This window comes from Streptomyces tricolor (genome assembly GCF_002155905.1).
GTDB lineage: Bacteria > Actinomycetota > Actinomycetes > Streptomycetales > Streptomycetaceae > Streptomyces > Streptomyces tricolor.
On record NZ_MUMF01000099.1, the window covers coordinates 1 to 13,608 of the forward strand.

Annotated in this window: 13 protein-coding genes, 1 tRNA gene and 1 pseudogene; 7 read left to right on the forward strand and 8 right to left on the reverse strand. The window is 73.5% G+C overall.

Annotated features, from left to right (window positions below; translation table 11 throughout):
- A partial coding sequence (locus tag CCN44_RS08220) for a M1 family metallopeptidase (protein ID WP_244203897.1) occupies positions 1-1,368 on the forward strand: 1,368 nt, incomplete at its 5' end.
- A 36-nt stretch (positions 1,369-1,404) separates the two neighbouring features.
- Here CCN44_RS08220 and CCN44_RS08225 read toward each other — a convergent pair.
- From CCN44_RS08225 to CCN44_RS08235, 3 genes are all read right to left on the reverse strand, one after another.
- Positions 1,405-2,964: a M4 family metallopeptidase gene (locus CCN44_RS08225; RefSeq protein ID WP_086697245.1), complete on the reverse strand. Its 1,560-nt coding sequence runs from the start codon at positions 2,962-2,964 to the stop codon at positions 1,405-1,407.
- A 315-nt stretch (positions 2,965-3,279) separates the two neighbouring features.
- Complete coding sequence (locus CCN44_RS47605) at positions 3,280-3,504, reverse strand: hypothetical protein (protein ID WP_202430227.1); 225 nt, start codon at positions 3,502-3,504, stop codon at positions 3,280-3,282.
- A 248-nt stretch (positions 3,505-3,752) separates the two neighbouring features.
- A complete protein-coding gene (locus CCN44_RS08235) occupies positions 3,753-4,433 on the reverse strand; it encodes a pentapeptide repeat-containing protein (RefSeq protein ID WP_208639734.1) in 681 nt (226 codons plus the stop codon).
- Positions 4,434-4,557: 124 nt separating this feature from the next.
- Here CCN44_RS08235 and CCN44_RS08240 point away from each other — a divergent pair, with 124 nt between their 5' ends.
- Together CCN44_RS08240 and CCN44_RS08245 are read left to right on the forward strand one after the other, a co-directional pair.
- The gene (locus CCN44_RS08240; RefSeq protein ID WP_059250366.1) at positions 4,558-5,718 is read left to right on the forward strand and encodes an FAD-dependent oxidoreductase; all 1,161 of its coding nucleotides are present in this window, start codon (positions 4,558-4,560) and stop codon (positions 5,716-5,718) included.
- Positions 5,719-5,764: 46 nt separating this feature from the next.
- Entirely contained in the window at positions 5,765-6,736 is a 972-nt protein-coding gene (locus CCN44_RS08245) for a zinc-binding dehydrogenase (RefSeq protein WP_086697243.1), read from the forward strand.
- A gap of 117 nt (positions 6,737-6,853) precedes the next feature.
- On the opposite strand, the gene CCN44_RS08250 is transcribed toward CCN44_RS08245, so the two are convergent.
- The 3 genes from CCN44_RS08250 to CCN44_RS08260 are packed head-to-tail and all read right to left on the reverse strand — an operon-like array spanning position 6,854 to position 9,436.
- Positions 6,854-7,333, reverse strand: coding sequence for a GNAT family N-acetyltransferase (locus CCN44_RS08250; RefSeq protein WP_059250362.1), 480 nt, complete (start codon positions 7,331-7,333; stop codon positions 6,854-6,856).
- 32 nt (positions 7,334-7,365) lie between these two features.
- Positions 7,366-8,772, reverse strand: coding sequence for an NAD(P)/FAD-dependent oxidoreductase (locus tag CCN44_RS08255; protein WP_202430225.1), 1,407 nt, complete (start codon positions 8,770-8,772; stop codon positions 7,366-7,368).
- Between the two features lie 10 nt (positions 8,773-8,782).
- Positions 8,783-9,436, reverse strand: a complete 654-nt coding sequence (locus CCN44_RS08260) for a rhomboid-like protein (protein ID WP_189397151.1) — start codon at positions 9,434-9,436, stop codon at positions 8,783-8,785.
- Here CCN44_RS08260 and CCN44_RS08265 point away from each other — a divergent pair.
- Positions 9,435-10,346 (forward strand): aminoglycoside phosphotransferase family protein, encoded by a 912-nt coding sequence (locus tag CCN44_RS08265; RefSeq protein WP_059250360.1) that lies wholly within the window; start codon positions 9,435-9,437, stop codon positions 10,344-10,346. The genes CCN44_RS08260 and CCN44_RS08265 overlap by 2 nt on opposite strands.
- Positions 10,347-10,384: 38 nt before the next feature.
- Here the strand turns inward: CCN44_RS08265 and CCN44_RS08270 are convergent.
- Positions 10,385-10,458, reverse strand: a tRNA-Thr gene (locus CCN44_RS08270).
- Between the two features lie 208 nt (positions 10,459-10,666).
- Between CCN44_RS08270 and CCN44_RS08275 the strand changes: the two genes are divergently transcribed.
- The 3 genes from CCN44_RS08275 to CCN44_RS08285 all read left to right on the forward strand — a co-directional run bounded on the left by CCN44_RS08275 (position 10,667) and on the right by CCN44_RS08285 (position 13,234).
- Positions 10,667-11,803, forward strand: coding sequence for an ABC transporter ATP-binding protein (locus CCN44_RS08275; protein WP_059250358.1), 1,137 nt, complete (start codon positions 10,667-10,669; stop codon positions 11,801-11,803).
- 157 nt (positions 11,804-11,960) lie between these two features.
- Positions 11,961-12,419 (forward strand): hypothetical protein, encoded by a 459-nt coding sequence (locus CCN44_RS08280; protein WP_059250356.1) that lies wholly within the window; start codon positions 11,961-11,963, stop codon positions 12,417-12,419.
- A gap of 83 nt (positions 12,420-12,502) precedes the next feature.
- Complete coding sequence (locus CCN44_RS08285; RefSeq protein WP_059250351.1) at positions 12,503-13,234, forward strand: nucleotidyltransferase family protein; 732 nt, start codon at positions 12,503-12,505, stop codon at positions 13,232-13,234.
- Between the two features lie 170 nt (positions 13,235-13,404).
- Here the strand turns inward: CCN44_RS08285 and CCN44_RS08290 are convergent.
- Positions 13,405-13,608: pseudogene (locus tag CCN44_RS08290) on the reverse strand (hypothetical protein); the annotation flags it as partial.

The window sequence follows — 13,608 nt, forward strand, 5'->3', positions numbered from 1 at the left end:
GCCGTCGCCGCCCTGCTGGCCCTCGCACTCACGGGTACCGCCTGCGACGGCGGTGTGCGGGGCACCCCGGGCGGATCGGGGGTGCGGGACCCGTACTTCCCGAAGGCGGGCAACGGCGGCTACGACGTCGACCACTACGCCCTCACCCTGGACTACACCCCGGCCACCCGCCGGCTCACCGGCACGGCGGTCATCACCGCCCGGGCCACCCGGGACCTGTCCGCCTTCAACCTGGACCTCGCGGGGCTGCACGTCGACTCGGTCCGCGTCGAGGGCGCGGACGCCCGCTGGAACCGCACGGGCCAGGAACTCACCGTGCGCCCGCACGACGACCTCGGCAAGGGCGAGACGTTCCGCACGACCGTCCGCTACTCGGGCACCCCCCGCACGCTCACCGACGCCGACGGCGCCGAGGAGGGCTGGCTGCCCACCGACGACGGCGCCCTCGCCCTCGGCGAACCCGTCGGCTCCATGGCCTGGTTCCCCGGCAACCACCACCCCTCGGACAAGGCGGCCTACGACATCACGGTCACCGTCCCGAAGGGTCTCCAGGCCGTCTCCAACGGGCAGTTGGCGGAGCAGACCACGAAGGGCGGCCGTACCGCCTACCACTGGCACGTCGCCGAGCCCATGGCGAGCTACGTCGCCACCGTCGCCGTCGGCCGTTACGACATCGCCCGCACCACCGGCCCGCACGCCCTGCCCGTCGTCACCGCCGTCGACCCCGCCGAGGCCGGGTCGAGCGCGAAGGTGCTCGCGAAGATCCCCGAGATCCTCGACTGGGCGGAGACCAACTTCGGGCCGTACCCCTTCTCCTCGTTCGGCGCGATCGTCGACCGCCCGGGTGACGCCGGCTACGCCCTGGAGACCCAGAACCGCCCCGTCTTTCCCGCCGACCAGCTCACCACCTCGATCCTGGTGCACGAACTCGCCCACCAGTGGTACGGCGACTCGGTCACCCCGGAGACCTGGCGGGACATGTGGCTGAACGAGGGCTTCGCGCAGTACGCGGAGTGGCTGTACCAGGAGGACCACGACGGGCCCACCGCCCAGGAGACCTTCACCCGCCTGTACGAGAGCGACGGCGAGGACCTCTGGGCGTTCCCGCCCGCGAAGCCGTCCGGCCCGGCGCACATCTCCGACCGTCCCGTCTACGACCGGGGCGCGATGGTCCTGCAGAAGATCCGGCAGGAGGTCGGCGACGACACCTTCTACGACATCGTCCAGGGCTGGGCCGCCGCCCACCGCCACGGCACCGCGAGCACCGCGGACTTCACCGCGTACGTGCAGCGCGAGGCCCCGGACCACGACTTCGGCCGCATCTGGAAGGACTGGCTGTACGGGGACGGCAAGCCGGCCCGCCCGTGACGACGGGCGGGCCGGCGTTCTGCCGTGTCCGCGTGGCTACTTGACGTTCACGGCCGTCCAGGCCGCCGCCACCGCGTTGTACTCCGCGCTGCCCGGACCGTACAGGTCGGCCGCTGCCCGCAGGGTGCCGGCGCGGGCGCCCGCGTAGTCGGTGGACGAGGTGAAGTACGTGGTCAGCGCCTTGTACCAGATCTGCGCCGCCTTGTCCCGGCCGATGCCGGTGACCGTGGAGCCGTCGTAGGTCGGGGAGTTGTAGGACACCCCGTTCACGGTCTTCGCGCCGCTGCCCTCGGACAGCAGGTAGAAGAAGTGGTTGGCGACACCGGACGAGTAGTGCACGTCCAGGCGGCCGACGGTGCGCGACCAGTAGTCGGCGGAGGCGCCGTCCTTGCTGGGCCTGTCCATGTGGCGCAGCGGGGTGCCGTCGCCGTTGATGTCGATCTTCTCGCCGATGAGGTAGTCACCGGCGTCGGCGGAGTTGTCCGCGAAGAACTCGACGGCGGTGCCGAAGATGTCGGAGGTGGCCTCGTTCAGGCCGCCGGACTCGCGGCTGTACCTCAGTCCGGCGGTGGCCGCGGTCAGGCCGTGGCTCATCTCGTGGCCGGCGACGTCGAGGGAGGTCAGCGGGTTGGCATTGGCGATGCCGTCGCCGTACGTCATGCAGAAGCAGCTGTCGCTCCAGAAGGCGTTGACGTAGGCGTTGCCGTAGTGGACGCGGGAGTACGCGGCCTTGCCGTCGCCCGCGATGCCGTTGCGGTGGAACGCGGTCTTGTAGAAGTCCCAGGTGACGGCGGCGCCGTAGGCGGCGTCGACGGCGGCGGTCTGGCGGTTGTTCACGGTGCCGTCGCCCCAGACGTCGTCGGCGTCGTGGAAGAGGGTGCCGGTGCCGCTGGTGCCGCCGTTCAGGTCGTACGTCCTGTGGCCGCCGCGTCCGCCGTCGGTCAGGTCGTAGCCGCCGGAGGCTGCGGCGGTGGTGCCGAGCGGGACGGTGCCGCTGTACCGGCCGGTGCCCGTGCCGGTGTCGATGGCCTCGAAGGAGTGCAGCTGCTCACCGGTGCGCGCGTCCGTGACGACGTGCAGCTCGCTGGGGGTGCCGTCGTGCTGGAGGCCCTTGACGACGGACTCGTGGGCGAGGACGGGTGCGCCGCCGGCGGCCCAGATCACCTTGCGGGTGGTGGCGGCGGCGGACTTCGCGCTGCCGGCGGCCTTGAGGGCGGTCTTCCGCGCGCTCGCCGGGGACACGGCCGCCGTCGTGCCGGGCACGGATATCCGGGCCTTGGTCGCCTTGCTGACGCCCTTGAGCGAGCCGTTCTCCGCCACGTGGGTGACGAGGTCGCCGCCGAGCACGGGCAGACCGGCGTACGTGCGCTCGTACCGGGTGTGGACGGTGCCGTCCGCGTCCTTGACCACATCCCGGACGACCAGCTTCTCCCGCGCGCCGAGCCCGAGTTCGCGGGCCGTCGCACCGGCGTTCTCCTGGGCCGACTTCAGCGCGGCGGCACGGGCCGGGGCGCTGAGCGCGACGGCCTGGGCGCCGGAGGGGCGGGGTGCGGGGGCGGCGGCCTGGGCTCCGTTCTGCAGGGCGAGGGCGACCATCGCCGCCGAGCCGATCAGGGCGGCGGCACGCACGGCGGTCCTGCGGGGAGTACGGGAGGCGCCGGTGACGTGGGGCTGCTGTCTCACTCGATCTCCTTCGGCCTGGTCTCGTGGGGTGGAGACACAGAGGGGTCACAGGGGATGCACAGAGTTGCGGCGGGCGAGGAGAGAGTGACACCCGAACCCACCTGTTTGACAGGCCCTCGTCAAGACTTTACGTGTTCGTATCCGAATGCCGTGCCGCGGAATCCGTTATGCGGACGCGGGATTCATCCTCACGTTCTGTCCTGTCCAGCGCACTTGGGGCGTGGAACGTCACACCCGGCGCGCCTCCCGCTCGTCGGACCTCCGCGCGAGGCCGGGCGGCCACACCGGCTCCGCCTCCTCGACCGGGTCACGGCGCGGGCCGCGGGTGACCGGCGCGGCGACCCGCCGGCCGTACCCCCTGCGCTGCTCGGACGCGTCGGCCATCAGCAGCCCGGTCCATGGATCCGGGTCGGCCGGGCCGGGGTGGTGGACCGGCGTGATCGCGACCGTCACCAGTCGGCCCCCGGCCCGGACCAGCAGCACTTCGGCGCCCGGCCGGGCCCCGTCGTCGGGCCGGTTCGGCCGCCACCCGCTCGGGCCGTATGCCGTCCGGGGCGGGGAAGTCCCCGCTGAGCGCGTGGTACTCCCGGTGCGAGGCGTACGGCGCCGTCAGCCCGGTGAGCGGCGGGGCCGGGATGTCGCCGCGGGGCGGCCGGGGTCCGAGGTCACGCGCTGCCCGGCTCCGGTGGGGCGGTGGCGGTTCACAGGACGCGGATCCCCATCGACGCCGCCAGCACCGGCGCCAGGTCCAGCAGCTGGCCCGTGCTGATCACCGCCCCGGAGAGGCGGTCCAGGCCGCGGGTGATCTCCAGGGGGGCGGCGCCGCGCAGGTCCACGTCCTTCAGGGTGGCGCCGCCGAAGTCGGCCCCCTTCAGGGCGCAGTCGAGGAACTCCACCCGCTCCAGGCGCGCCCCCGCGAAGTCCGGTTCGACCAGGACGCAGGACTCGAAGACGACGTCCTTGAGGCGGGCCTCGCGGAGGTTCAGGTAGTCGATCTTGCCGCCGCGGATCACGACCCGTTCCAGCACGGCGCCGTGCAGCTGCGTGCCGCCCAGCCGGGCGTCGACCAGCTCGACGTCTCTGAGCGTGGCCTCGGCCAACCGCGTCCCCACCCCGCGCAGTCCGGTCAGCACCGAGTCCAGCACCCGGGCCCGGCCCAGTGCCGTCTCGTCCACCGCGCAGCCCGTCAGCGCGCAGTCCATGAACCGGGCGCCCATGCCGTCCTGCCCGGTCAGGTCGCGCTCCCGGAACTCCAGCCCGTCGTAGTCGCCGTCCGGCTCCAACTCCCCCTCGGGCCACGGCTCCAGCGGCGGCAGCCGCACCTCCGGCCGGCGCGCGCCCTTCACCCCGGCCCCGCCCGTGCCCGTCTCTCTCCTCGCCATGCGCCCATGCTGCACCCCGCCACTGACAATCCGCCCCGAGCCGGCCGGACACCGGGATGTCACATTCGGCCCGGCCCCGACCGTCGTACTCCCGGAGCAGGTGAACCGACCTCAGGGAGAGCCCATGCACCGCATCACCGTCATCGGCGGCGGCTTCGCCGGACTGACCGCCGCGCTCACCGCCGCCGAGGCCGGCGCCCGGGTCACCGTGTACGAGGCCCACCGCACCCTCGGCGGGCGGGCCCGCACGGCGGACGGGCCGTACCGGACCAACGAGGGCCCGCACGCCCTCTACGCCGGCGGCCCGCACTGGGCCTGGCTCAGGCAGCGTGACCTGATCGGCCCGCTCGCCCCCCTGCCGCCGCTGGAGGCCGCCCGGCTGCGGCTGCGCCACCACGGCGTGCTGCGCCGCACCCCGCCCTTCGCCCTGCTCAAGCTGGTGCGGCGGCGCGTCGGCCCGGCCCCCGTCGACGCGGACTTCCTGAGCTGGGCGACCGGCATCGCGGGCGAGGAAGGCGCCCGGGCCGCCGCGAACTACGCGGCCGTCGCCCTGTTCCACCACGACCCGGGCAGCCTGTCCGCGGCCTTCGTGCAGGAGCGCCTGCGCCGGGCCACCAAGCTGCCGCCGGAGGCGCACTACCCGCGCGGCGGCTGGGGCACGGTCATCGAACGGATGGCGGCGCGGGCCTGGAACATGGGCGTGCGGATCGAGACCGGGTCGCGGGTGGACGAGCTGCCGCGGGACACCCCGGTCGTCGTCGCCACCGCCCTGCCCGCCGCCGGGCGGCTGCTCCGCGACTCCTCGCTGACCTGGCCGAGCGGCCGTACCGTCCTCGTCGACCTCGCCGTACGCACCCGGCGCGGGGACGCCTTCGCCGTCTCCGACCTGGACGCGCCGGGCTGGATCGAGCGGTTCACGGCGCAGGACCCGTCCCTCGCGCCCGCCGGGGAGCAGCTGATCCAGGGGCAGTTCCCGGTGGGGCCCGGCGCGTCCCGGGCCGACGCCGTCGCCCGCGCCGAGCAGCTGCTCGACCTGGGTTTCCGGGGGTGGCGGGAGCGGGTGACCTGGCGTCGGGAGGCGGTGGCGGACGGCCGTACGGGGGCCGTGGACCTGCCGGGCCGCAGCTGGCGGGACCGGCCCGCCGTGGACCGCGGCGACGGGGTCTATCTGGCGGGCGACCAGGTGGCGGCCCCGGGCGTGCTGGCGGAGGTGTCGTTCAACAGCGCTGTGACGGCGGTCTCCCTGATCCTCGGCCGGCCCGCCCTTGACCTCAAGCACGCTTGAGGTCGGAGAGTCGGGGGCATACAGCGCCGTCTCCCTGGGGGGTCCCATGCACGCCATCCGCCTGTACGCGTTCGGCCCGGCCGAGAACCTGACCTACGAGGAGGTCGCCGACCCGGTCCCGGGCCCCGGCCAGGTGCGGATCGCGGTCGCCGCGGCCGGGGTGCACCTGCTCGACGCGGCCCTGCGGGAGGGCCACCAGGGCCCGCTGCCCGAGCGGCCCGCCCTGCCGACCGTGCCCGGCCGGGAGGTCGCCGGGGTCGTGGACGCGCTCGGCGACGGCGTGGACGGACGGTGGCTCGGCCGGCGGGTGGTGGCCCACCTGGGCTTCGCGCCCGGCGGCTACGCCGAACTCGCCGTCACCGACGCCGAACGCCTCCACGAGGTCCCCGAGCACCTGGACCTCGCGGCGGCCGTCGCCATGATCGGCACGGGCCGTACGGCGCTGGGCATCACGCAGTTCGCCGAGCCGGGCCCGGAGGACGTGGTCGTCGTACCGGCCGCGGCCGGCGGCATCGGCACCCTGCTCGTGCAGTACGCCCGGAACGCCGGGGCGCACGTCATCGGCCTCGCGGGCGGCCCGGAGAAGACCGCCCGGGTGCGGGCGAACGGCGCCGGCCTGGCCGTCGACTACACCGCGCCCGACTGGCCCGCCGAGGTCCGCGCCCACCTGGCCGGCCGGCCCGCCACGATCGTCTACGACGGCGTCGGCGGGGCCGTCGCCCGGGAGGCCGTCGCGCTGCTCGGACCCGGCGGCCGGCACCTGGTGTTCGGCTGGTCGGCGGACGGCATCGGCGAGGGCCGGGCGTACCTCGTCGAGGGCGTCTCCCAGTCCGTCCTCGGCCCGGCCATGCTGGAGAAGGCGGGCGGTCTGCGCGCCCTGGAACTGCGTGCCCTCGCCGAGGCCGCCGAGGGCCGGCTGCGCCCGGCCGTCACCCGCTTCCCCCTCGCCGAGGCCGCCGCCGCGCACCGGGCGCTGGAGCGGCGCGGCACCATCGGCAAGGTGGTGCTGGAACCCTGACCGGGGCAGGGAGCGGCGCGGTTCGGCCGTCGCGTGCGGGTGCGCGGTGGTCGCTCGCGCGGTTCCGCGCGCCCCTCGGACGGACGGGCCGCCGCCCGCCCCGAGGCGCGAGAACCGTCAGCGGCCCGAACCCAGCGCCGCCAGCGCCCCGTCCGTGAGGCGGTACACCGTCCACTCGTCCTGCGGGCGGGCGCCCAGCGACTCGTAGAAGCCGATCGCCGGCCGGTTCCAGTTCAGCACCGACCACTCCAGGCGCTCGTACCCGCGCTCCACGCAGATCCGCGCCAACTCGGTCAGCAGCGCCCGCCCGTGGCCGCCGCCGCGCGCCTCGGGCCGGACGTACAGGTCCTCCAGGTAGATGCCGTGCACCCCGCGCCAGGTGGAGAAGTTGAGGAACCACAGCGCGAAACCGACCGGCTCCCCGCTCTCGTCGTCCACCGCGAGGTGCGCGAACGCGGCCGGCCGCTCCCCGAACAGCGCCTCCCGCAGCTGCTCCTCGTCGGCCCTCGCCTCCTCGGATGCCTTCTCGTACGCGGCGAGTTCACGGATCAGGGTGTGGATGACGGGCACGTCGGCGGGCGTCGCGGTACGGATCATGCGGCGAGGGTAACCGGACCGCCGACCGGGTCTCAGTGCCGTCCCGCGATCCGGTCCGCCGCCTTCGCCAGCCGCGAGGACCCGGTGCCCGGGCGCAGGCGTTCGCGCCGGTCGGCGGTGCGGTAGGCGGCGTACATGCCCTGCACGCCCAGCCAGCGCAACGGCTCCGGCTCCCACTTGCGGACCTTGTGGTCCACCCAGGGCAGCTCGGTCAGCCCGGTCCGGCCGCCCTGGCCGGAGTCGCGCTGCACCAGGTCGCGCAGGGTGCGGGCGGCCAGGTTGGCGGTGGCGACGCCGGAGCCGACGTAGCCGCCGGCCCAGCCCAGACCGGTGGAGCGGTCGAGCGTGACCGTGGCGCACCAGTCGCGGGGCACGCCGAGGACGCCCGACCAGGCGTGCTCGATCCGGACGCCCGCCAGGGAGGGGAAGAGGCGGGTGAGGATCTCCCGCAGGGCCTCCACGGTCGCCGCCTGCGTCCGGCCGTCGTTGTCGGTGCGCGAGCCGAAGCGGTACGGCACCCCACGCCCGCCCAGCGCGATCCGGCCGTCCGCCGTGCGCTGGGCGTACATGTAGGCGTGCGCCATGTCCCCGAGGGTCTCCCGGCCCGCCCAGCCGATCGCCGCCCACTGCTCCTCGGTCAGCGGCTCGGTCGCGATCATCGAGGAGTTCATCGGCAGCCAGGTCCGCCGCTGGCCCTTGAGGGAGGCGGTGAAGCCCTCGGTGCAGCGCAGCACGTAGGGCGCGCGGACGGTGCCGTAGGGGGTGACGGCGTGCCGGGGGCGGATCTCCGTGACCGGCGTCGACTCGTGGAGGGTCACGCCGAGCGCCTCCACCGTCGCCGCGAGCCCCTTGACCAGCTTCACGGGGTGCAGCCGGGCCCCGTGCGGAGTCCAGGTGGCGCCGACCGCGTCCGCGATCCGGATCCGCTCGGCGGTCTCCCGGGCGCCGTACAGCTCCCGGTCCTTCTCGCCGTACGACAGCTCGTGCGCGTGGAACGCCTTCAGCCGCGCCAACTGGGCCGGGGTCGTGGCCACTTCCAGGACGCCGCCGCGGTGCACGTCGGCGTCGATGCCCTCGGCCTCGGCGACCGCGATCACCTCGGCCACGGTGTCGTTCATCGCCTTCTGCAACCGGACGGCGGCCTCGCGCCCGTGCAGCCTGGCGTACCGGTCCCGGCCCGCGATCCCGTTGTACAGCCAGCCGCCGTTGCGGCCCGAGGCGCCGTAGCCGCAGAACTTCTGCTCCAGCACGGTGATGCGGAGGAAGGGGGCGGCCTTCTTCAGGTAGTACGCCGTCCACAGGCCCGTGTAGCCGCCGCCGACGATCACGACGTCGGCGGACGCGTCCCCGGGCAGCGGCTCCCGCACCGCCGGAAGGCCGTCGTCCGCGTACCAGAAGGAGATGCCACCGTTCACGACACTGCTCGCCGAGCTGCTCATGGCCGGGACGTTAACCCCTGAGCCCGGCCAGTGTCTCCTTCGGATTCCATGCTTTTCCGCGGCCCCTGACCAGCGGATAGCAGGCCAGGCCGAGGAGTACGGCGAGGAAGTGACCGACGTCGGTGAAGGTCGGCCCGGCGGCCAGCGGCAGCCCGAAGACGGCCGTCACCGCGAGCAGGTACGCGTACCGCCACGGCGCCGCGATCCGGTACGCCAGCACCGCGATCACCCCGGCCAGCGCGTAGCTCACCCCGACGTCCAGGGTGTCGACCGCCGCGTACGGGGCCCTGCCCCGGCGGATCGCCTCCAGCAGCATCCCCTCGCTGACCAGCGAGGCCACGACGTGCGCCAGCGCGCACACCGCCAGCCAGCGGGCGGTGCCCAGCCACCGCTCGGCCGGCGCGTGGAACACCGTGTACAGGAAGGCGTACGGAACCCAGTGCCCGCTCTCGATCCACATCGCGCTCGCCACCAGGGCCCGCACCGGGTCGCGGGACAGCTCATGGAGGTTCGTGGACCGCCGCCGCAGGAAGTGCTCCTCGAACTCCGGCGGCATGTGGTGCAGCGCCACGGTCGTGACGAACAGGACCCCCAGCCACACGTAGGTGCCGGGAGCACCGCGGACGTACGCCCACACCCGGCTCAGGCCCCCGACAATTCGCATGAGCCGATTCACGCACGCCAGTATCGTCCGACGCGTGATCGACATCCCTGATGAACTGGCGGAGGCACAGGAGACGTACAACGGCGCGGCGGGGAGGGCGTTCATCACCGCGCTGCCGGACCTCGCGGCCGGCTTCCTGGACCGCTGGCGGCTCCGGCTCGACGGGCCGTCGATGAACGGCGTCAGCGCCCTGGTGCTGCCGGTCGTCCGCGCCGACGGCCTGCGCGCCGTCCTCAAGCTCCAGCTGCTGGACGAGGAGAGCGAGGGCGAACCGGTCGCGCTGCGGGTGTGGGACGGCGACGGGGCGGTACGGCTGCTGGACCACGACCCGGCCACCGGCACCATGCTGCTGGAGCGGCTGGACGAGTCCCGGATGCTGGCCGACGTCGCCGACACCCGCGAGGCGGTCCTGGTCATCGCCGGGCTGCTGGCCCACCTGACGTCGTTCCCGGCCCCGCCCGGGCTGCGCCGGCTCGGCGACATCGCCGAGGCCATGCTGGAGCAGACCCCGTGGGCGCTGGAGCGCATCCCCGACCCCGCGATCCGGCGGACCGTCGCCGACTGCGCCGCCGCGCTGCGCGAGGTCGTGCACGAGCCCGGCGACCGGCTCCTGCACTGGGACCTGCACGACGAGAACGTCCTGGCGGCCGACCGCGCCGACTGGCTCGCCATCGACCCCAAGCCGCTGGCCGGCGACCCTGGCTTCGAGCTGTGGCCCGCCCTGGCCAACCGCTACGACCCGGCGGAGGTCCGCTGGCGCTTCGACGCCCTGACCGACGTCCTCGGCCTGGACCGGGAGCGGGCCCGCGCCTGGACCCTCGGCCGGCTGCTCCAGAACGCCCTGTGGGACGTGGAGGACGACCGCCCGACCGAGCCGCAGCAACTGGAGATCGCCCACCTGCTGGCATGAGAAAGCCCAGGTGGGACGGGTCCCGCCTGGGCTGATCGAGCCCCCTGTCGGATTCGAACCGACGACCTTCGCTTTACAAGAGCGGCGCTCTGACCAGCTGAGCTAAGGAGGCGCGCACCGGGGGTGCTCGTGCAGTGTACCCAGGTCTGGGTGGCGTCCCGTCGAAAATTTCCGCGAAGTTCACAGGGGCGGAACTACTGACAGAGCCGGTGAACGCCAGGTACCGTCCTGATCCAGTTCACTCCGGTGGACTACGCCAACCACCTTCCTACAACGGATCGTCCGGCACGTTCCTGCCGGTAGAAGGGGGCCCATTCACCATGGCCACTGTCACGTTCGACAAGGCGACCCGGATCTACCCGGGTTCCGACAAGCCCGCCGTCGACCAGCTCGACATCGCGATCGAGGACGGCGAGTTCCTCGTCCTGGTCGGCCCGTCCGGTTGCGGCAAGTCCACCTCCCTGCGGATGCTCGCGGGCCTGGAGGACGTCAACGGCGGCGCCATCCGCATCGGCGACCGCGACGTCACGCACCTGCCGCCCAAGGACCGGGACATCGCCATGGTGTTCCAGAACTACGCCCTCTACCCGCACATGACGGTCGCCGACAACATGGGCTTCGCGCTCAAGATCGCCGGCGTGCCGAAGGCGGAGATCCGGCAGAAGGTCGAGGAGGCCGCGAAGATCCTCGACCTCACCCAGTACCTGGACCGCAAGCCGAAGGCGCTCTCCGGAGGTCAGCGCCAGCGTGTCGCCATGGGCCGCGCGATCGTCCGCGAGCCGCAGGTCTTCCTCATGGACGAGCCGCTGTCCAACCTGGACGCCAAGCTCCGCGTCTCGACCCGTACGCAGATCGCCTCCCTCCAGCGCCGCCTCGGCATCACCACCGTCTACGTCACCCACGACCAGGTCGAGGCCATGACGATGGGCGACCGGGTCGCGGTCCTCAAGGACGGCCTGCTCCAGCAGGTCGACTCGCCGCGGAACATGTACGACAAGCCCGCGAACCTCTTCGTCGCCGGCTTCATCGGCTCCCCGGCCATGAACCTGGTCGAGGTGCCGATCACCGACGGCGGCGTGAAGTTCGGCAACAGCGTCGTCCCGGTCAACCGGGAGGCGCTGAGCGCCGCCGCCGACAAGGGTGACCGCACCGTCACCGTCGGCGTCCGCCCCGAGCACTTCGACGTGGTCGAGCTGGGCGGCGCGGTCGCGGCCTCCCTGTCCAAGGACTCCGCCGACGCCCCGGCCGGCCTCGCCGTCTCCGTGAACGTCGTCGAGGAACTGGGCGCCGACGGCTATGTGTACGGCACCGCCGAGGTCGGCGGCGAGGTCAAGGACCTGGTCGTCCGCGTCAACGGCCGGCAGGTCCCGGAGAAGGGCTCCACGCTGCACGTCGTCCCGCGGCCGGGCGAGACCCACGTGTTCTCCACGTCCACCGGTGAGCGGCTGTCCGACTGACCGCCCAAGGCATCCGGAAGGGCCCCGCGCGCTCGGCGTGCGGGGCCCTTCCGCGTGGGTGCTTCGTCAACCCGTTACCCAGAAATCCCCGCCTTCTCATCCCCCATAAGGGTGACTCAATGTCTCCAAATCATTACTGCACGCTACCCTCACACGCGTGAAGCACTCCACCACCCCTCAGACGCGACGCGGCCACCGGGGCGGCCCTGCCCGCCGGATCGGCCGCACTCTCGCCCTCGTCCTGCCCGTCGTCCTGGTGCTCTCCGGGACCCTCGCGGTCACCCGGGTCAACTGGACGGGGAGCCCCTCCAGCTCGGTGCTGGCCGCCTCCGACGTCTCGGCGGCAGCGCCCGCCAAGAAGGTCACCCGCGCCCCGCAGGACGTGCTCCGCGACCAGCTGATGACCGAGCTGCAGAGCAAGAACCCGGGGGTGGTCCTCACCCACCTCCAGCAGGCCGTCAACGGCCGCCCCGCGCTGGCCCGGCACTGCTCCTCCATCGCCCGCGCCCTCGGCCAGGCCGCGGTGCGCATCTACGGCGCCTCGCGCGCCCAGTCGTACGCCCGCCCGGTGTGCGACACGGCCTTCGCCTCGGGCGTGCTGGCCGCGCACAGCTGAGTTCCGGCCGGAATCCGGCAACGGCTCCGCACGAGAGCGTTGCCGTCGGCGCACCATGGTGGGGCGCCACGTACAGTGCGGTCATGACCCATCCGAACGCCGCGTCGCGCCCCACTCAAGCCGTGGTCCTGGCCGGTGGCCAGGGCTCCCGGCTGCGTCCGTACACCGACGACCGGCCCAAGCCGATGGTCGAGATCCCCGGGACGGGCACTCCGATCATCGGCCACCAGCTCACCTGGCTCGCCGAGGAAGGTGTGACGGACGTGGTGGTGTCCTGCGGCCACCTCGCCGACGTCCTCCAGAAGTGGCTGGACTCGGCCGACCTTCCCGTCACCGTCACCACCGTCGTGGAGAGCGAGCCCCTCGGCCGCGGAGGCGGCCTGCGGTACGCCGCGGCGCATCTGCCCCATCCCGACCGGCCCTGGTACGCCACGAACGGTGACATCTGGACGCGGTTCTCCCTGCGGGACATGGCCGACTTCCACACCGAGCGGGACGCCGTCGCCACGCTGGCGCTGGCTCGTCCGCGGATCCCCTGGGGTGCGGTGCGGACCGACGGGTTCGGGCACATCACCGACTTCATCGAGGCGCCGCCGTCGACCTTCGAGATCAATGCCGGTGTGTACGTCTTCTCGCCGGAGTTCGCCTCTCTGCTGCCCGAGCGGGGCGACCACGAGCGCACCACGTTTCCCCGGCTGGCCCGGGAGAAGAAGCTCGCCGGCTTTCCCATTCCGCAGGGCGCGTACTGGCGGGCCATCGACACCGCCAAGGATCTGACGGAGGCGGCCAAGGAACTGGCGGCGCTCGGTCGCTGACAGCTCCGCGGGCACGGTCGTGTGCCGTCCGCGGGCGTGTCGTGGCGTGTCGAGCCCGCGCGGCGGAGCCGCACAGGAAACACAGGCCCGCGTCCCCGGGCCGGCCCGGTCCCCACGCCCGAAGGGCCCCGTACCTCCAGTGGTACGGGGCCCTCCGTCGTCCTGCTCCGTCAGCCCAGCAGGCCGCCCACCAGGCCCGGCTGGCCCGTGGAGGTGCTGCCTCCGCCGGTGGAGGTGCTGCCGCCCGTGGTGGCGCCGCTGGTGCTGGTACCGCCGCCACCCGTGCTCGTCGGGCCCGCCGTGGTGCTCGGGGCGCCGCCCGTGGGGGCGGTCTGGCGGGGCGGGACCTGGCCCGTGGTGCCCTGGGTCTGGGT

Bases quoted from the DNA above. Each gene is read 5' to 3' on its own strand.
- CCN44_RS08275 (WP_059250358.1), top strand. From the start codon at position 10,667: ATGGCCACTGTCACGTTCGACAAGGCGACCCGGATCTACCCGGGTTCC.
- CCN44_RS08225 (WP_086697245.1), bottom strand. From the start codon at position 2,964: ATGGTCGCCCTCGCCCTGCAGAACGGAGCCCAGGCCGCCGCCCCCGCA.
- CCN44_RS08245 (WP_086697243.1), top strand. From the start codon at position 5,765: ATGCACGCCATCCGCCTGTACGCGTTCGGCCCGGCCGAGAACCTGACC.
- CCN44_RS08260 (WP_189397151.1), bottom strand. From the start codon at position 9,436: ATGCGAATTGTCGGGGGCCTGAGCCGGGTGTGGGCGTACGTCCGCGGT.
- CCN44_RS08250 (WP_059250362.1), bottom strand. From the start codon at position 7,333: ATGATCCGTACCGCGACGCCCGCCGACGTGCCCGTCATCCACACCCTG.
- CCN44_RS08235 (WP_208639734.1), bottom strand. From the start codon at position 4,433: ATGGCGAGGAGAGAGACGGGCACGGGCGGGGCCGGGGTGAAGGGCGCG.
- CCN44_RS08285 (WP_059250351.1), top strand. From the start codon at position 12,503: ATGACCCATCCGAACGCCGCGTCGCGCCCCACTCAAGCCGTGGTCCTG.
- CCN44_RS08240 (WP_059250366.1), top strand. From the start codon at position 4,558: ATGCACCGCATCACCGTCATCGGCGGCGGCTTCGCCGGACTGACCGCC.
- CCN44_RS08265 (WP_059250360.1), top strand. From the start codon at position 9,435: ATGAGCCGATTCACGCACGCCAGTATCGTCCGACGCGTGATCGACATC.
- CCN44_RS08255 (WP_202430225.1), bottom strand. From the start codon at position 8,772: ATGAGCAGCTCGGCGAGCAGTGTCGTGAACGGTGGCATCTCCTTCTGG.